This is a genomic window from Verrucomicrobiota bacterium, from assembly GCA_037139415.1.
Taxonomy (GTDB): Bacteria; Verrucomicrobiota; Verrucomicrobiia; order Limisphaerales; family Fontisphaeraceae; genus JBAXGN01.
Genome location: JBAXGN010000002.1, coordinates 1 through 18,601 on the forward strand (window position 1 = coordinate 1; position 18,601 = coordinate 18,601).

Annotated in this window: 15 protein-coding genes; 10 read left to right on the forward strand and 5 right to left on the reverse strand. The window is 57.2% G+C overall.

Annotated elements, in window-relative coordinates:
- The first annotated feature begins 127 nt into the window (after positions 1-127).
- From WCO56_00460 to WCO56_00505, 10 genes are all read left to right on the forward strand, one after another.
- Positions 128-1,132, forward strand: coding sequence for a TerC family protein (locus tag WCO56_00460; protein MEI7728013.1), 1,005 nt, complete (start codon positions 128-130; stop codon positions 1,130-1,132).
- Between the two features lie 13 nt (positions 1,133-1,145).
- Positions 1,146-1,832, forward strand: a complete 687-nt coding sequence (locus WCO56_00465; protein ID MEI7728014.1) for an exopolysaccharide biosynthesis protein — start codon at positions 1,146-1,148, stop codon at positions 1,830-1,832.
- Positions 1,833-1,860: 28 nt separating this feature from the next.
- Positions 1,861-3,597 (forward strand): single-stranded-DNA-specific exonuclease RecJ, encoded by a 1,737-nt coding sequence (recJ, locus tag WCO56_00470; GenBank protein MEI7728015.1) that lies wholly within the window; start codon positions 1,861-1,863, stop codon positions 3,595-3,597.
- A gap of 111 nt (positions 3,598-3,708) precedes the next feature.
- Entirely contained in the window at positions 3,709-4,365 is a 657-nt protein-coding gene (elbB, locus tag WCO56_00475) for an isoprenoid biosynthesis glyoxalase ElbB (protein MEI7728016.1), read from the forward strand.
- Between the two features lie 106 nt (positions 4,366-4,471).
- Positions 4,472-5,326: a DNA glycosylase gene (locus tag WCO56_00480; protein MEI7728017.1), complete on the forward strand. Its 855-nt coding sequence runs from the start codon at positions 4,472-4,474 to the stop codon at positions 5,324-5,326.
- A 41-nt stretch (positions 5,327-5,367) separates the two neighbouring features.
- Entirely contained in the window at positions 5,368-6,126 is a 759-nt protein-coding gene (locus WCO56_00485) for a 2-phosphosulfolactate phosphatase (GenBank protein MEI7728018.1), read from the forward strand.
- A gap of 106 nt (positions 6,127-6,232) precedes the next feature.
- On the forward strand, positions 6,233-7,264 hold the full coding sequence (locus WCO56_00490; protein MEI7728019.1) for a Gfo/Idh/MocA family oxidoreductase: 1,032 nt from the start codon (positions 6,233-6,235) through the stop codon (positions 7,262-7,264).
- Between the two features lie 7 nt (positions 7,265-7,271).
- Positions 7,272-8,462 carry a lipid-A-disaccharide synthase gene (gene lpxB / locus WCO56_00495; GenBank protein MEI7728020.1) on the forward strand — a complete coding sequence of 397 codons (1,191 nt, stop codon included), beginning with the start codon at positions 7,272-7,274 and terminating at the stop codon, positions 8,460-8,462.
- Between the two features lie 135 nt (positions 8,463-8,597).
- The gene (locus tag WCO56_00500) at positions 8,598-9,455 is read left to right on the forward strand and encodes a sugar phosphate isomerase/epimerase (protein MEI7728021.1); all 858 of its coding nucleotides are present in this window, start codon (positions 8,598-8,600) and stop codon (positions 9,453-9,455) included.
- 35 nt (positions 9,456-9,490) lie between these two features.
- The gene (locus WCO56_00505) at positions 9,491-9,802 is read left to right on the forward strand and encodes a hypothetical protein (protein MEI7728022.1); all 312 of its coding nucleotides are present in this window, start codon (positions 9,491-9,493) and stop codon (positions 9,800-9,802) included.
- A 48-nt stretch (positions 9,803-9,850) separates the two neighbouring features.
- Here the strand turns inward: WCO56_00505 and WCO56_00510 are convergent, their stop codons facing one another.
- The 5 genes from WCO56_00510 to WCO56_00530 all read right to left on the reverse strand — a co-directional run bounded on the left by WCO56_00510 (position 9,851) and on the right by WCO56_00530 (position 18,452).
- On the reverse strand, positions 9,851-10,180 hold the full coding sequence (locus WCO56_00510; GenBank protein ID MEI7728023.1) for a septum formation initiator family protein: 330 nt from the start codon (positions 10,178-10,180) through the stop codon (positions 9,851-9,853).
- A 189-nt stretch (positions 10,181-10,369) separates the two neighbouring features.
- Positions 10,370-13,363, reverse strand: a complete 2,994-nt coding sequence (locus WCO56_00515) for a DNA methyltransferase (protein MEI7728024.1) — start codon at positions 13,361-13,363, stop codon at positions 10,370-10,372.
- Between the two features lie 64 nt (positions 13,364-13,427).
- Positions 13,428-16,259: a hypothetical protein gene (locus tag WCO56_00520; GenBank protein ID MEI7728025.1), complete on the reverse strand. Its 2,832-nt coding sequence runs from the start codon at positions 16,257-16,259 to the stop codon at positions 13,428-13,430.
- A 529-nt stretch (positions 16,260-16,788) separates the two neighbouring features.
- A complete protein-coding gene (locus tag WCO56_00525) occupies positions 16,789-17,145 on the reverse strand; it encodes a hypothetical protein (GenBank protein ID MEI7728026.1) in 357 nt (118 codons plus the stop codon).
- A complete protein-coding gene (locus tag WCO56_00530; GenBank protein MEI7728027.1) occupies positions 17,142-18,452 on the reverse strand; it encodes an RHS repeat-associated core domain-containing protein in 1,311 nt (436 codons plus the stop codon). The genes WCO56_00525 and WCO56_00530 overlap by 4 nt, the downstream gene beginning before the upstream one ends.
- Positions 18,453-18,601: the final 149 nt, after the last annotated feature.

The window sequence follows — 18,601 nt, forward strand, 5'->3', positions numbered from 1 at the left end:
TACCTCAAACTCCAAATCGCCGCTTGAACAAAGTTACTCTCCGGTCACACACCCGCTCCATGGCTCCATGGTTAAAATTCTGGCTATGCTTTACAGTGCCCGTGACGGGTGTTAGGTTTTGCGTGCTATGTTTGCTTTAATTGAAATCACGCCTTGGCATTGGATGGGATTTTTGATGGCGGTGCTGGTTTATCTGGCGCTGGACTTGGGGGTTTTCCACCGCCACGCGCATGTGGTGAAGTTCCGGGAGGCGTTGCTGTGGTCGGGCATCGGGGTGTTGCTGGCCGGAGGATTTGCCTGGTGGATTTACCAGGCGCGCGGCCAGGAGGAAAGCGTACTGTTTGTCACCGGCTATATCATTGAACTCTCGTTGTCCATGGATAACGTGTTCGTGATCGCTCTGGTGTTTTCCTATTTCCGGGTCGCCTCGGAATTGCAGCATCGCGTGCTCTTCTGGGGTATTCTCGGCGCGCTGGTCATGCGCGGCTTGATGATTGGCGGGGGGGCGGCGTTGGTGACGAAATTCCATTGGGTGCTCTATTTCATGGGCGCGTTCCTGATTTATACCGGTGGAAAAATGGTATTGGCGGATGACGAGGATGGGGTGCAGCCCGAGAAAAACCCGGTCGTCAAGCTGGCGCGCAGGCTCTATCCCGTCAGCGGTTTTTATGACGGGCAGAAGTTTTTGACCGTGGTGGGCGGACGCCGGGCGTTGACGCCGCTGGCGCTGGTGCTGATCGTGGTGGAGACCACTGATTTAGTGTTTGCCATTGATTCCATCCCGGCCATCTTTTCCATCACCACCAAACCGTTTATTGTGTTCACCTCGAATGTATTCGCCATCCTGGGCCTGCGTTCCATGTATTTTCTGCTGGCCAATGCCATCCGCTATTTCCGGTTTTTGAAGGTGGGGTTGTCGCTGGTGTTGATCTTTGTGGGGCTCAAGATGCTGCTGCCGCTAGCGCAAGCCAAACTTGGATTGCTGAAAGAGTTGCAGGTCAGCGCGGGAGTTTCCCTCGGGATCGTGGCGGGTATCCTGATGGTTTCCGTGGTTTTCTCCTTATTCGCCGGACGCCGGGAAACACGATTGCTTGCCAGAAAAGCGAAGGACGCGGGCGACCATTCTTCATGAAAGCCTTCGATTCATGAGTGAGGCGCCGCAACCAGTTCCAGCACCGCTCGCGCCGCCGCAACCGCTTTCGCAGCGTTTGGAAGCACTGCTGGCCAATCACTCCGGGCAGGCGAACCTGACCTTGAACATGCTGCTGCAGCGGACGGAAGGGCGGGGTGTTTTCCTGCTCATCATTCTGCTGTGTCTGCCGTTTGTCGCCCCGGCCTCCGTGCCAGGCATGAGCCCGCCGCTGGGGACCGCCATTGCGATCATGGCCTTGGGCCTGATCCGGCGCGGCCAAGTGCGCTTGCCCCGGCGGGTGGGGGATCGGGTGCTGACCGAGCGCGTCCGCAAGGTCATCTTGAACGGGGGACTGAAAGTACTGCGCATCCTGGAAAAAGTGGTCAAACCGCGCAAATCCGAATGGCTGCGGTGGCCGGCGGTCCATGTGCTGAATGTTTTGCTGATTGTGTTGGCGGCTTTATTATTGGCGCTGCCGCTGCCGCCGGTTCCTCCATTAACCAACTTTTTTCCCAGCTACACCATTATTTTTCTGGCCGCCAGCATGATGGAGGAGGATGGGGTGATGATCTGGGTGGGCTATGTGCTTTCCTTGTGGACCACCCTCTACATCGGTTGGTGTTTTACCGTGTATTGGAGTGCCTCGCATCAAGTCTTCCACTGGTTGGATACGCTCTTGCGAAAGTGGGGCGTGCTATGATTTTAACTCCGCTAAGTTTTTCTCAAACATGAAATATCGTTGGTCCATCGCCCAAGCGCAACCGTTGCTCGCGGATTCACTCGCCAAGCAGCTCGCCTGCTCGCCACTGCTTGCCCAATGCCTGATTAATCGGAATTTGAGTGATCCCGGGAACGCCCGCCAGTTCATCTCGCCCCGCTTGAAATCGCTGGCAGATCCATTTCTGTTGCCCAATATGGATTTGGCGGTGGAACGTTTATTGCGCGCCCGCGCAGAACAAACGCCGCTGGTGATTTTCGGCGATTACGATGTGGATGGCGTCACCTCCACCGCGTTGTTATACGAATTTCTAACCGGCCAGGGATGGCAGGCGCACCACTATTTGCCGCATCGCATGGACGAGGGCTACGGGCTGAGCCGGGACGGGGTGGAAAATTGCCTGCGTAAATATCCCGTCAACCTGCTGCTGGCGGTGGATTGCGGTTCCACCACGGTGGCCACCATTGCCTGGCTGCGCGAGCAGGGAGTGGATGTGATTGTGCTGGATCATCACCAGGTGTCGAATCCGGCACCGGTCGCCACGGCGCTGGTAAACCCGCAGTTATTACTCGAACGTGGCGTCAAATATGGCCAGGAGGATTTCACGGAACTCTGTTCCGCTGGTCTCGCCTTCAAATTGGTGCATGCCTTGGTCAAACGCGGACGGGAACAGGGGCTGCCCGGTTTTGCGGCGTATGATCTGCGGCCTTTGCTGGACCTGGTTGCGCTCGGTACCATTGCGGATATTGTGCCGCTGACGGGTGAGAACCGCATTCTGACCACGGTCGGCCTGGAACGATTGAATTCCACGCGTCGTCCTGGCTTGCAGATGTTGAAAGAGGTAAGCCAGACGACGAAATTTGTCGGGGTGCATGAAGTGGGGTTTCAACTTGCGCCGCGCCTCAATGCGGCGGGACGGATGGAAACCGCCAATGCGGCGTTGGAGTTATTGCTGGCCAAAGATGTGACGACCGCCATGCCTTTGGCACAGGCATTGGATGTCACCAACCGCGAGCGCCAGGAAACCGGGAATACCACCGTTGAACAAATTCTGGCTGACTTGCGACCGCGGTTTGATGCCAGCCGGGATTGGGTCATCGTCGAGGGGCAGCCTGCCTGGCATCTTGGGGTGGTGGGCATTGTGGCCTCGCGGGTGCTGCATGAATTTTATCGTCCCACCATTATTCTCGGGGGCGATGGCGACCATTGGCGCGGGTCTGGTCGCAGTATTGAAGGATTTGACCTGGCTGCGGCGTTGCGTGAGTGCGATGATTTGCTGGTGAAACATGGCGGCCATGCCATGGCGGCGGGTGTCTCCATCCGTCCGGAAAACCTGCCCGCCTTGCGCGCGCGCCTGAATGAATTGGTGCAAAAGGCGCTGCCCCTGGAGCAATTCCAACCCGCCTTGCGGTTGGATGCGGAAGTGGCGCTGGGTGATTTGACGTTGGAACGCATCAAAGAACTGGAACAACTGCGTCCCTTCGGACAGCAAAACCCGTCCCCCCAATTGTTCGCCCGGCGGTTGAACAGCACGCGCGCACCGTTGCGCATGGGTGCCAATAAGCAGCATGTGAAACTGTGGGTGACGGATACGAGTTGCCGCATTGTGGAAGCGGTCTGGTGGGGGGCGGGCGAGGCGATCTGGCCGACCGGTAATTTCGATCTGGCGTTTGCGCCCCAGGTAAATTCATACAACGGGGCCACCACCGTACAGTTAAAGGTGCTGGATTGGCGTCCGGCGGAGTAGGGGGCATTTGCGGCGGAGTTGAATCGCATCGGGCCTGATGCCAGACGCGGATACCCAGCCACTGTCTTCATTCGCCTTGCAAAATTTCACCCAACGGCTATGCTGACACATATGAAAAAAGTCGCCGTGATTCTTTCCGGTTGCGGGGTGTTCGATGGAGCCGAAATTCATGAATCGGTGCTCACGTTGCTCGCCTTGGATCGTGCCAATGCGCAAGTCATTTGTGCTGCTCCGGATATCCCCCAACATCATGTCATCAACCATTTCACCCAGCAGCCGGTGCCGGGGGAAACCCGCAATGTGCTGGTGGAATCCGCCCGCATCGCCCGTGGCAATATCATTCCGCTCAGTCGTCTCCAGGTGAGCGAGGTGGATGCCGTAATTATCCCTGGCGGATTTGGCGCGGCCAAGAATCTGTGCAATTTCGCGCTGGCCGGGGAAAAGTTTGTCGTTCAGGAGCAGGTAGCCGCCGTTTTGCAGGCGGCCCATAAAGCGGGCAAGCCCATCGGATTCGCCTGCATTGCCCCAGCCATCGCCGCGCGGCTGTTTGGCGCTGAACAAGTTGAATTCACCATTGGTACCGATGAGGGGACTGCGCGGGCGTTGCAAACCGCTGGTGGGAAACATGTCTCCTGCAAGGTTTTTAATGTCGTGGTGGATCGCCGTCTCAAAATTGTGACCACCCCCGCGTACATGCTGGCTGCTCGCATTACCGAGGCGGAAGCCGGGATCAACAAGCTGGTGCAGGCCGTACTGGAGCTGGCGTAAACGCCGTTGTTGATTCCGAAAGGGCCAGGTGATCACTCGGCAGTTGGAATAACCGTGAGATGAATTGAATCGCGCGACCACAATTGCCGGTGATACTCGCAATGAAATGTTGCCGAACCGGCACGTCAAATTCCCGGTCGCCGATTATGATCTGGCGGCCACCTTGGATAGCGGGCAGGCATTTCGCTGGCGACTGCTGGAGGGGGCTTGGGAAGGGGTGGTTGGCGACCGCTGGGTGCGTTTGCGCCAGGGGCCGGATAGTATTGAGGCGGAAACGGCTGAACCGGTCGCCACGTGGGCTTGGCTGACTGAGTACCTGCAATTGGACGTCCACCTTTCGGAGGTTTTGGAAACATTTCCCAAAGATACACCCATGCAAGCGGCGGTAAGGGAGTGTCGTGGTCTTCGACTGCTTCGGCAGGAACCTTGGGAATGCCTCGCCTCTTTTATCTGTTCTTCGACCAAACAAATCGTCCAAATCAAGCAGATCGTGGAACTGCTTTGCCAACGGTATGGTGCCACGCTACATGTTCCCGACGGACATGCACCCGTCCATGCATTTCCCACCCCTGAGCGGCTGGCATCATTGAGCGAACCGGAATTGCGCGCCTGCAAGATGGGGTTTCGAGCGCCGTACCTGCTGGCCTGCGCCCGGGCGGTGGCCGGGGGGCGTTTGAATTTGCAATCGCTGCACACCATGGATGTGCAGCAAGCCCGTGCCACGGTGATGACTCAACCCGGGGTTGGCCCCAAGATCGCCAATTGTGTGCTGCTGTTTGCTTTTGGTTTTCCCACGGCCTTTCCGGTGGATGTCTGGATACACAAGGCCATCCAGCAACTTTATTTCCCAAAGCGCGCGCCCACGCGCTCGCGCATGGACCGGTTTGTTCACTCTCATTTTGGCCCCCAGGCTGGCTACGCCCAGCAATACCTTTTCCATTACATGAGAAAGCTTGGATAAACTACGGACTTGATCAAAGATCACTCCCGCGAATGAGCAATATGGCAACTGACATCACGGTATTATTTACGCCGGCGGATTTTGAAGAACTGCGCAAACGGGACCTCAGCCAGACCGGCTGTGTGGTTTTTGATGTATTGCGCGCCACCACGTCTATGTTGACGGCGCTGGCCAACGGCGCACAGGCGGTCGCGCCCGTGGCGGAAATTTCCGAGGCACTGGCATTGAAGGCCAAAATTCCGGACCTATTGCTGGCGGGCGAACGCAATGGCGTGCGCATCCGCAAAGCGCAGACGGGCAGCGTGGATTTCGACTTCGGCAATTCGCCGCGTGAATTTACGCCCGACCGGGTCGCTGGCAAAACCATCGCCACAACGACCACCAACGGCACGCGCGCGTTGCGTGCCTGCGCCAGAGCCCAATGGACCTTGGTCGGCGGGTTTGTGAATCTTTCCGCCGTGGCGGAACACGTGGTGCGGCTGGCACCTGGGGAGTTGGTGGTGGTCTGCAGCGGCACTTTTGAGCAGGCGGCATTGGAAGACGTGCTGGCTGCCGGGGCGTTGCTGGAGGCGCTGGAAGGCCGGCTTGCCGTTGGGCAAAATTCCGATACGGCGCTGATGGCCCAGCAACTCTATCAAATGCACCGGGCGGATCTGATGGCCGCCATGCGCCTGGCCCGCAATGGGCGGAAGCTGCTTTCCATCCCGGACCTCTGCGACGATGTGCGGGTCTGTGTGCAGCGTGATACCGTGCCGTTTGCGGCGCGCTTGGAAGTGGACGGATTGGTGCGAAAGGTCTGAATCGCAGGTGATCCTGGCAAAGCCGTTCAGGATAATCAGTTGCCAGCCTAAAGCCGTCAGTGGCAAACTGCCGTCGCGCACGCAAAACCGCGTCGCACATTGCATCATGAATAAAGTCAAAGTTGCAGTTCTAGGTACCGGCTCCTTGGGAAAGGAGCATGCCCGGATTTATGCCACGCTGGCGGCCGCCGGCCAGGTGGAATTTACCGGCTTGTACGATGCCCACGCGGAGACCGCGCGCACCATCGCCCAAAAGCATGGGGTGCCCGTGTTCAAATCGGTGGCCGAGGCGATCCAGGCCAGCGACGCATTGAGTATTGTCACCCCAACCGTCACCCATTTCGACTTGGCGCAGCAAGTCCTGAAGGCGCGTCGCCATTGTTTGGTGGAAAAGCCGATGACCGAGGCAACGGAACAGGCCGCCGAGTTGGTGCGCTTGGCCCGGCAAAATGCCTGCGTGCTTCAGGTGGGGCATGTGGAGCGGTTCAACCCGGTGTTCCGGTATTTGCAGCAGGTGGCTACTGAACCGCGCTTCATTGAGACCCATCGGCTCTCGCCGTTTCCGGCCCGCAGCACGGATATTGGGGTTGTGCTCGACCTCATGATTCACGACCTCGACGTGGTGCTTGCGTTTGTAAAGTCGCCCGTGGTCAGTGTGGATGCCGTGGGCATTCCCGTGCTTAGCAAATCCGAGGACATTGCGAATGTGCGCTTGCGCTTTGCCAACGGCTGTATTGCCAATCTCACCGCTAGCCGTATCAGTCCGGAACGGATGCGGAAGATTCGCGTGTTCAGCGGCGGACAGACGACGAGCTATGTGTCCTTGGATTATCGCGCCCAGGAAGGCTACATCTATCGCATTGCCCGGGATGACGAACCGGAAAGTTCCATCTTCAAGAAGCTGCTTGCCTCCAAGGATACGACGGTCGTCAGCGCATTTGCCGGCAAGCGCATTGTGCGCGAACCGGTGCCGATTGAAAAAGGCGAACCGCTGCTGCTGGAGTTGCAGAGTTTCATCCAATGTGTCGCGGCGCATCAGACGCCGGAGGTCAGCGGCGAATCCGCCAAACTCGCGCTGGATTTGGCGTTGGAAATCACCCGGCAAATCCGCGAGGCGGGTGTGAAGCCGTCCGTTTAAGCAACCCGTGCGGCACAAATCTTTCATGGTGATTGCGGGTGAGGCCAGTGGCGATTTACTGGCGTCCGAACTCACACGCGCTCTGCGCGCCCGAGCGCCCGGCGGGATGCAGCCAGTATTCTTCGGTGCGGGTGGACCCCACATGGCCAAAGTAGGTGTGGACTTGGCGTTTGATCTCACCGCCCATGCCGTGGTGGGCATCTGGGAAGTCGTCCGCCAATATTGGAAGTTTCGCCGCTTCTTCCATCAACTTTTGGCCATGGCAGAGGAACGCCGGCCCGACGTGATTATTGGCGTGGATTACTCTGGTTTCAACCGGCGCTTTGCCCAAGCCGCCAAGCGCCGCGCCCAAGCCATGGTGGGTTCCGATTGGAATCCGCATCTGGTCCAGTTCGTGTCGCCGCAAGTCTGGGCGTCCCGTTCCGGGCGTGCGCAGGCCATGGCCCGGGATTACGCAATGGTGTTGAGCATCTTCCCGTTCGAGAAGGATTGGTATGCCAGCCATGCGCCGGGGTTGCGGGTGGAATTTGTGGGGCACCCGATCTTTGACCGTTATCCGCCGAAGGTGGTGACCGGCCAGTCTGCCGCCGCTGAGCCGTATGTGGTGTTCCTTCCCGGCAGTCGGGTGGCCGAATTAAAACGACATCTGCCGCCGTTATTGGGCGCGTGGGCCATTTTACGCACAACGTTGCCGGGATTACGCGCCCGAATGGTATTGCCGAACAACGAGTTGATGGCGTTGACTCGGAGCTTCAATCCGCCACCGGAAATCGTGCTGCAAGTGGGCGGTTTGGCGGACGCCTTGCGCGGCGCGACCATCGCTCTGGCTAGCACGGGAACCGTCACTGTGGAATGCGCCTATTTCGGCGTGCCCACGGTGGCGCTGTACAAGACCTCCTGGCTGACGTTTGAAATCGCGCGTCGCTTGGTGAAGGTGCAACATCTGGCCATGCCCAATCTGCTGGCCAATGAACGCCTGTTTCCCGAATTCATTCAGACGGAAGCCACAGCAGAGAACCTGGCACGCGCGGCGCTGGCGCTGTTGCAAGATGACTTGCAGCGCGCGCAGATCAAGCGACGCCTGGGCAAAGTGATGGCCACCCTGGGGCAGCCCGGCGCGGCTGACCGCGCCGCCCAGCGCGTATGGGAATTGCTGGACAGCCCCACGCCCCATGCCGGAGAAATTATTGCGGGATGAACACCCCATCTTGGGGGCGCTCACGCTGTGAGATGCAAGCGCGCGTTGAGTGTGTCATTGCGCGCCTAAAAAGCTGGACAAAGCCGGCGCTGATTATTTAGAGTGGCCCCTCGAACACGAAAAACTAATATAAATATGATCCATACAACACGTCGTCAGTTTGTCAAAGGATCGGTGCTTACCGCCGCTGCCTTGGGCATGAAACCTTATTTAAGCGCCTTTGGCGCCGGTCAAACCATGAAAATTTCCGTGCAGCTTTATTCGGTGCGCACGGATTGCGCCAAGAATTTTGACGCCGTGCTGGCGCAACTGGCGAAAATGGGGTTTGAAGGGGTGGAGTTCGCCGGGTATCACTCTTATGGCGGCAAGGCCGCTGAATTGCGTAAAAAGCTGGATGAACTGAATTTGAAGGCGGCGGGCACACACATCGGCACCGGCAGTTTCCGTGGCGATGCCTTGCAGAAGACCATCGAGTTTCACCAGACCATCGGCTGCAAATATCTCATCGTGCCTGGTGACAAGGATTTTACCGATCCGGAGAAAAGCAAAGCGCTGGCGGAAACCTTCAACAAAACCGCCGAAGTGCTCAAGCCATTGGGCCTGTACTGCGGTTATCATAATCACACCGGCGAGTTCAAGAAGAACGGGGACAAGACCTATTATGATCTGTTCGCGGAACGCACCAGCAAGGACGTCGTGTTGCAACAGGACTGCGGATGGACGGCGGCCGCCGGTTTGAACCCCGTGGATTTGATGAAGCGTTATCAAGGCCGCATGAAGATTACGCATTTCAAGCCAACCGTCGTTGGCGACGACAAGACCAAAAAAGCCATCTTAGGTCAGGATTCCGTGGACTGGTCCGCCGTGATTGCCGCCTGCCGCGAATTTGGCGGGACGGAATGGATCACCGTGGAACAGGAACGATATCCCGATGGCAAGTCGCCCATGGAATGCACCGAGATGTCTCTGGCCGGCTTGAAGAAGTTGTTATAAAAAGCAACTCACAACTCACCGTCGCGCCAGTCGCAATGCTTTTCGCGCTCGCCGGTTTCATCACCGGCTGCGCGGGTGGCGGGCATGTGATCCGCGTCGTGGATGCGTCCTCCGGCAAGCCCGTTGCCGGAGCGACGGTGAGTTTGGTTTACCCTTCTGTTACCAGTACCCCGTACCTGACCGATGAACGCGGCCTGGCGCATATTGATGAGCGCGGGTTTGGCAAGCCGGGTGACGCCCTGACAGTTCAGGTATTCAAACCCGGCTATGCGTCAAACGCATTTGGCATGTGGGGTGTGGTGAAGCATCGTTTGGAAGTCCGATTGCAGCCCGCTGCCACGCCATAATGGCGCGGTGGCACTGGGTGGTGGAAATTCGCACGCTTGAAACGCGGATCAACGTAGTGGCGTGGTTTGGACGCCCCCAGCCTCTTCAAAACGGATAACGGTTTCTCCCGGTTTGGCGTAGCCCAGTTTTTCGCGGGCCAGCCGTTCTACTGAACGCGGATCCTTGCTCATGGATTCGATGGCGTACCCAAACTGCTTTTCCAAGGCCCGTTCCTGTTGAATTTGTGTATCCAAATGATACACCACCTGGCGCATCCGCTCGTTTTGCTTGAGCAATGGATAATACATGGTGACGATGGCCACCATGGCCGCCGCAACCAGCAACACCAGGATCGCACGGGTCAACTTACCCCAAATGCCAAGATCCACATCGTTCATTATTTCTGCCCTTATAGCACCCTCTTTGCAAAACGGAAGTAGTTTTTTGATATTTTTTTAGATCCGATAAGGGCAGGGGGGTACCCACTCTAAAATTGCGCATATCTTGAACAATCCCTTTGCGCAAATACACCACCCCAAATCCAACCCCATTGGACTGCGAGGGAAAAGAGACAGACAGAATTCGCCTCAGGTGTTCGTGCGATAAGGGGGTGGCTCTTCGTGGAGGAAATAAGCGTGCGCGGCGTCTGCGGCGGCTTGATCGGCATTGGGGACTTGCTGCGCCAAGAGTGGCGGAACGGGCGGAACATCAGCCGCTTTCTTTTTGCGGCGGGCGGTATGTTTTGGCTTGGCAGTTGGGGCCAACGGAGCGGTGATTTGTTCGTAAAGCTGGAAAAGAAATTCCACCCGCTGACGGTCGGACACGAATGGTTTTTTGCGATAACAACGATCCACTGCGCGATCCAGTTCCTGGTGCGCTTTGAGCAGCGGCGCAGGCATGGCCAATGGGTCATAGAGATCGGCAAGGGACGCCGGGACAATGCCTGTTTTTCTGGTGGGCAGAAATCCATGCCGTCCATCGCCGTATTCAACGCGCAGTTCCAAGACACGACGTGCACAGGTGATTACGGTGTTTCGCTGTGTATCCGTCGGGGTTTCCGGCCAGGGATAGTTGTTATAAACAAGCCGATTTGAATAGCGGTAATCACTTTTTAACCGCCCTGCCACCAATCGCACCCAAGCCATGTGCATTACCGAGGACAATACCCCAAAGTGATACGGCGTTGCCTCGGGAATGACTTGCAGGAGATCACTGCTGAGGATGTCCGGTTTGATAAAGCCAATGGGAATGTAGGGGCGACGTTCCGAACTGACCTTGGGCACCACCAGATACGCGCGCTCAGGAAAATTCTCCACATGGAACCGGGTGGGGGTTGCCGCCAGTTTCTTGGTGGGCGCACTTTTGCTCGCCAGACGAAACTTGCGGACGGCTTCCACGCGGGCAAGAGCCAAAGGCATGCTCCGCAACTGGGCTGGAGGGCACTCTCCCAACCATAAACACCAACGTTCGATCCCATTGATAAACTCCTCGGAACCAATCCAACGCCGAAACAATGGCTCTGCCGCCGGTTCCATCTTTATAAAAGCGGCTTTTTCTTCAGGAGTGAATAAATAATTACCACCATCAATGGGCTTATTGCCGATGCCCATGGGCGGCACCGGGCAAATCGGGGTGGTGCGGCTGATGATAACGCGATCCGCTCCTTCCACGAGGTAAGGGCTGATATTTCCCGCCGTGCTGATGGTAGGATGCTCCGGGTCGGACTCGTAATCGTAAATGCGCTTCACCGGTGCATTACCCGCGCCAAACCCAAGGATGACAACATGCACGTGTGCTTTGCCACGGGCTTCACTTTCCCATGGAAAAGTGCGGTGGACAAAATGTATTTTTACGCCGAAATGTTGAAAAAGCGCATGCCAAAGTACGCCCGCTTGCTCGCCTTGCGTAATGGAATTGGTGGAAACAAGCGCAGTTATTATCTGAGTGTCGCGCATGTATTCCGCTGCCTTGAAATACCAGCCGGTCACCAAATCCAAAAGCCCGGCATTCTCCACACCTTCCGCCACAATATCCATGTCCGCACGTTGTTCCGCCGTTTGGTATTTGCTCCCCACGAACGGCGGATTCCCCAGGATGAACGAACATTGCTTCGGCGGCAGCACGGTACGCCACTCAGTGCGCAGCGCGTTGGCAACCATGATATGTGGCGAGGAATGCAGCGGCAACCGCAGCACCAGTTGGGAAAACGCCTGGGATAGGGCGATATTGGCTTGATGGTCCGTGAGCCACAGTGCCACTTCGGCAATCCGAGCGGGGAATTCCTCAATCTCGATACCGTAAAATTGGTGGACGTTGAGCTTGGAAAGTTTATTAACGTAATCCAGCGCCATTTCATGCTGGCGACCGTGCAATTCCAGCAGCACTTCCAATTCCAGCTTGCGCAGTTCGCGGTAGGTGATGACCAGAAAGTTGCCGCACCCGCAGGCGGGATCGAAGAACGTCAGCTTGGCCAGTTTCTCATGGAATTCCTCCAGCCGGGCGGTGCGGCGGGTGGAACGGTTGGTCTTGATGCTTTCAAACTCTGCCCGCAGTTCATCCAGAAACAGTGAACGAATGAGCTTCAGAATGTTCTTTTCCGCCGTGTAATGCGCGCCCACCTGGCGGCGTTCCTTGCTGTCCATGACGGCTTGGAAGAGCGACCCGAAGACGGCGGGGGAAATAGTCTCCCAATGGAACCGGCAACAGGCCAGCAGGCCATTGCGCATGTCGGCATTGAAATCCGCAAACTCCAGCTTCTCGGAAAAGAGTTCGCCGTTCACATACGGGAACTGGCTCAGGTCCTCATCCAGGTTCTTTTGGCGTTGCGTGGTATCCGTGTTGAGAATGCGAAACAGATGTGCCAAACGGAGACCGAGATCGGAGCCATCCTCGGCGGTACGATCGCGGATTAACAATTCAAAACCTTTGGTCGGGAAAAGGCCGGTGTCTTCAGCGAAAAGACAAAAGAGGATGCGGACCAGGAACCGTTTGAGTTCGTGCCCAGTGTAGCCGCCATGCTCCAAGGCATCGTGCAGGTTGCACATGAGCTGGGTGGCTTCGAGGTTTGCGGGGCTTTCCGGGTCCAGCCGATGCTGGGTATATCCGGCGACGAACGCAAAATGGCGGATATGCTTGTGAAACTCTGCGAGCGGAAACTCAATGCTGGGCGGCAACCGTTGCAACAGCGGGGCATCCGGGTCTTGTTCCGGCTCCAAATCATGCAACGCAACGCGCGTGAAATCAGAGACGAGCAGCCAACGGGGAATTTCCGCATCGCGCCCGGAGTTCTTCAAGCCGCGAATGTAATCCATGCCTTGCGCGTGGGCTTTGCCGAGGTCCGCCCCGGCGGTCTTGTGCTCGACGAGCAGTTTGCCGGGCCAGAACAGGTCAATGAAGCCCCAATCCCCTGAGAGTTTCTTGACCGGCTCCTCGAACGTGGCCACGGTGCGGCGGCGGATGCCGAACACATGGAAGAACTCATTCCAGAACGTTTGGCGCTCGGCAGCCTCGCGGGTTTCGCCTTGCCACTCGTTGGCAAAGGCGATGGCGCGGTGTCGAATCTCATTCCACGAAAGTGGCATGGGCGAAGGATAGCAAACGCGGCGGAGCGGTCAATGGGAACGTGAACGTTGACGAGCAATGGCGTCAGTATTTCAGCAGATAGTACGGGGTTTTGTCCCGTGCGCCATCAATAGTGCAGGTGCCATTCACCACCGGCAGCGTGCGATCCGTCAACCGGCCATCGTGATCCAGCAGGTATATTTTCGGCGCGCCCGGCTTGCGGAGGGAGATTCGCGCTTTGACCGGTTCCATCAGGATGGGCGCGGCACCGGGGGCCAGGAGGCGGTCGCCGTTCGGGGAGAATTTCATGCCGGTATTGCGTGCGCGCGCCGTGGCTACGAGGATGAGTTCGTGCGAGGTTTCGATGCTTTGGTCCCGTTCCCGGGCGGTGAGGTAGATGGCGGCGAAGTTACCCTGCGCTTCAATGGTCACGCAGCCGAGGTCGTGCTTGCGGCCACTGGCGAAGCCCACAACGGCCTTGGTGCCGGGAGTGTCCATGGTGAACCAGCCGCCGCCGTCGCCAGCAGCCTCGTGCCAGCGCAATTGTTTGGTGTCGGAAACGAGCAATCCGTCCTGGCGATATGGTTTGAGGTCAAAAGCCGGCGTGTCGGTGAAGGTTTTGGTGAAGTCCACAACGCTGCGCGCCACCGCCAGGGTTTGGGCTGGCACTTTGCTGCTGTCCAGTTCCTTGTCGTCGTAGCCTTGTGCGACCTTGTCGTCGAAGCTGAGCCGGCCTTCAAAGAGGGATGGGACATGCACGTGGCGTACGATGGTGAGGTCCGATTGCTTCACGTCGCCGCGATGGATCTGGCGCGCAACGGCGGGGAAAATGCCCAGCACCTGGGGGGCGGTGACTTCCCAACGGTCGCCGCCGAGTTTGGCGGCGAAGTTGCCGGTGTCGCGATTTTGGAACATGAATGAGACGTCCCAGCCTTGCAACCCCATCCCGTAAGCGCCGAGAATAGCCGGGCCTTCGACGCCGAATTCGCTGGGGACAACGTGAATCCATTCGGAAAGCATGAACGGGCGGTCGGCCACTTGTTGCATGCCGCTGCTGAGCATGCCCGAACCCGCGTGCGCCAGCATGGAGGCGTTGGCGGTCTTGCCGCCGAAATAGTTATGGCGGTCAATGGTGCCCACGCGATAATCCGCATGGAGATTGGCAAAATGGCTGTAGGCGCGCCCGGCCTGCCAGTTGGAGCTGAGGATTTCCCCTTGATACCCCGCCTCACGCAGGGCCTTGACGTAGCGATCATAGAATTCGCATTCCAAGGTGTAGAGAAACTCCAGCGTGTCCAGCAGTCGCCGCTTGCGGCTAGCCTGGGAGCCGCTCAATTGCTCCGGATCCCAATACCACGGGTTGCCCAGCGGCAGGATGTTGTTCTTGTCGAGGTGTTCGCCGGCGGGCTTGAAACCATCTGCGGCAAAACTATCGAATGAGCCTTGTCCCCACGCCTGCGCCAGCTTGTCGTGGGAGCCATATTTCTGGCGCAGCCATTGGCAGAAGCGTTCGCCGACCTGTTTGCGCAAAGTGGCGCTGGCCTTGAGCGGTGTCATCGAAGTAAAAAACAGGATGCTTTGCTCGTTGATGATCTCGATGAACGCCACCGCCGGATCCTCGGCGTAGGTCAGGCCGGTGTGGGGATTCTTGTGCTTGAGCAGGTTCACCATCTGGAGGATCTGCACGCGCTGCAAGTCCGGCGAATAATGCACGCCGCTGTGGGGTGTCTCGATGCGTCCGCCCTTGGCGTCGCCGAACTCCTCCATGAACGGCACGTATTGTCGGTCCGCCGGCCCGAGCTTGAGCGATCCGAAGTGCGCGGAGAGCTTCACGTAAATGCCGGCGGCCTTGAACTTCGCCACCTGGTAATCCATCAAGTCCAACCCCTGCGGATCATACTCCACGCAACTCGCCTTGGACTGGATGCCGGACCAGCCAGCACCATCGGCGAACTTGTGCAGCCGCACCGCGTTAATGCCGTACTTGCGATAAAACGCGGCCCGCTTGTCAGCCATCGCCTTTTCCGGCGCGCACGCGCCGTAGCAAAGGTTGATGCCCCAGAGCTTGATGGGCTGCCCGTGATAAAGCAGCGAGTCGTCCTGGCGCGTGATGCGCCCGTGTTTGCCCGCCGGTTGCTCCAGCCAATCCTGCATGCCGAGAATGCTGTCGCCCGGGTCGCCCGTGGCCAGCCACGGGTACCACGCGGCCATGCCCGGCTCCTCGGGCATTTCGGCGAGGCTGGCGTACCAATCCGTCGCGCCGGGCAGCTCCACCGTCAATTTCAACGACTTGCTGACGCCGGCTTTCACGGCGTCTTGGGCGAGGATGATGCGGGCGGAATTATCGGCGGCAACCTCGCAGGGTGGCTCAAACCGGATCACCGTGGTGCTGCCGCTGGCCTCGGTCAACCGCAAGGCGCTGACCTGGGTGTCGATGGGGCGGCGGCCAAAGGGGTACGGAACCCGGGTGGTTTTGCCTTGGGCCTCCACGATGACTTCGCGGCCCTCGAAACACTTGCCGGGCGCCAGATCCACGGCGGCCAGCGTAATTTCCATGCCTGCTTCCGCCTTTAATTCATAACTCAATTGCAGTTGGTTCGGGGCAATCCGGGCGGCCTTGAAGCTCAGGCGCAGCGGCGTGCCAGCCCCTTTGATTTTGGCGCTCAAATCCCCGGTGGTGATCCCCGTCTCGCTGGCGTTCTTGCCGGTGAAACTGGAGTACGCCCACTTGGGTCCCCACACCGCCGTGCCGATCCTCAGGAAATCCCCTCCTGCCTGGCTGATAATCACGTCGGCCTTGCCCGCCGAGAACGCCGTGAATGGCAGCGGTGCCGCCGCGGTCTGGCTGCCGAACACAGCGAACATGGCCACGGCCAGCCCGAAAAGCTGGAGACTGTTCAGCGATAACTTGCGCATAGTATTTATTGTTCCATTCATAACGCATTAAGTCAGGGACGGGCCGACTATGCCCGATCTGTATGCATTCGTCCATCCCTACGAACGGATTTGGTTTGGCCACTATTTCAGGCGGAAGCCGCCTTTGCACACCACTTCGATCAGGACAGTCAGCAGGAAGACGCAACTGATGACGGCGTTCAGGCGGAAGAAGGAGTTCTGCACCCAGTTTAACCCGCGCCGGCGCGCCAGCCAAACCGTTCGTGCAGGCGCGTCGCGCCATTGGTTTCATAGCAGGGAACTCGTTGGTGACAGCAACCGGAACTCCCGAGGTTGACCTGGACAGCACTGGATGTGGGTGGCCCTTGTGTTGGGACGTTCGGATGAATGTATAAGAGGGAGCACCTGCATTTTTGCAAGGCCTCGAACTTTAAAAAGCTGACTTTCATGCACCTTATTTGGCGGTTTTTTCGTCACGCAAATAGTTGGCATTTCGCCTGCTATTGGTTGCCATCTGCAGTGCTATGGTTGGCGTGTAAAAGTTCAAATCTTACCGCTGCTGGAAAATATCGTGAAGCAACGGCCCGCTTGGGGCATTCAACAACACTAGTTGTTCAGCCTTCACATAGTGCAGTTCGAGAGTTCCCCTGTCTGAGCCGTCTTCAATAACACGCACGCCATCAAGAACAGCGAGAAAACCAAAGACCGCCTGATGGGCCGCAAGAGAGACAGTTTCTCGAACACGTTGTCGGTCGGTTTCGGATAACGTGTTGAACCACTGCGATAACGCTACCAGCGCAGGTGCAGGCTTTTTACCCGGTGGGTGCTGAAGCAGCGCTATTGTCTCCTCAGCTGCTGAGTCTTGGACTTCGGACCGAAGTGCAGCAACAAATTCAGAAGCATTCATTTTTGTAAAGCGTTGGGATATTTTTGTTTATTTAGGTCGATTAGCTCGCGCAATGAACTGTTAGGCGCATCTGTGTAATTCCTCAAATCTCGGATATCTTTGGCGAGTTGGTCCCTTGCAGTTGCCGTGCATTGCCCACGAACCGTTGGAATGGTTGTGTGCTGTGCGCGGGGAACAGCTATTGCCGGGGCCGAACCTCGATTGTAGTCAGAGATTATTTGTTCAAATGGATGGGCTTGGCCGACGTGATGAATGTCAAGCTTATCGTTTTTAACAGACCTGGCCAACAAATCATCGGCAGTTCCAACCTCAAACGCCCTAACTGGCCCCTTCGCGGCTACGGTTGATGGCGGACCATTGACCCGCATCGTGCTCATCTCGGAAGCCAAAGGCTGAATCCCAGGTGCAAAAAACAAGGCTACGCCCAAACTGGTATTGATATCCTTAAGCAAATACGGTGAATTCTCCCAACTGGGATTTTGGGCAAAGCGGTAAGTGTTTTCTCCGCCAATATGAGGGATTGCCGCAACAAACTGCATGGTGCCATTTCCAACATCCATCATAGTATTGAGCAGCGTCGCGCCGAGCGCACCAAAATCTGTCGTAATTGACTGATTCACCGTCGCCTTGCAACCGTCCACACGTGTCTGCCAATTCGCCGCCCCCTGATCAAAATTCGGCGCGTCGAATAGTCCCAGCGGGTCAATTGAATCCATTGGGCGGTTATGCACAAATCCATATAAATTCACCCCACCATATTCCCCAACCGGATCTGCATTTCTCCACCTATGAAGGCTGGGAGTGTATTCACGAAAATGGTAATGGTAATCGCCCGTTTTTGAATCCCACTCCTTGCTCGAAAACCGGTACGTATTGGCATCCGCCAAGGAGCCATTGATAAACAGAATGTTTCCATACGGATCATACTGATAACGCGCCACTACATTCTGAAGGGCGTCCACCATCATGGTGATATTGCCATTACCGTCAGCATGATAAAACGCGGAGGCCTGCAAGGCGCTGGAACCCACTCGCCGCATCAAGGCGTTATCTGTCCGGGCCAGTAACCCACCTATGCCCCCAGCACTTTGGAATCCACCACTTAAGTCAAGCCCCCGAGAATACGTCACACATGGGATATTGTTGCTGTCCCGTTCCTGCACTACCAAACTACCATCATAAACATACCGGACTTCATTGGTGAGAAGCCAGGAGCTAGTGCGAGCAAATGAGCCATCGGCATAAACAGCAGCCATCCGAGGAACAGCCGCGTCCAAGCGCGGCTGATACGCCAAAGCGAGTTGCACAACACATAGCAACCCGGCGAATAACATGTAACAGAACCGGCTCACGCAATGACTTTACCAAGGCTCATCAGGAAAACAAGGACACAGAACTGCACTATCGTTGTTTATGCATTTTTTCGGCGTTTTTTGCGCCATGCAAATAGTTGGCA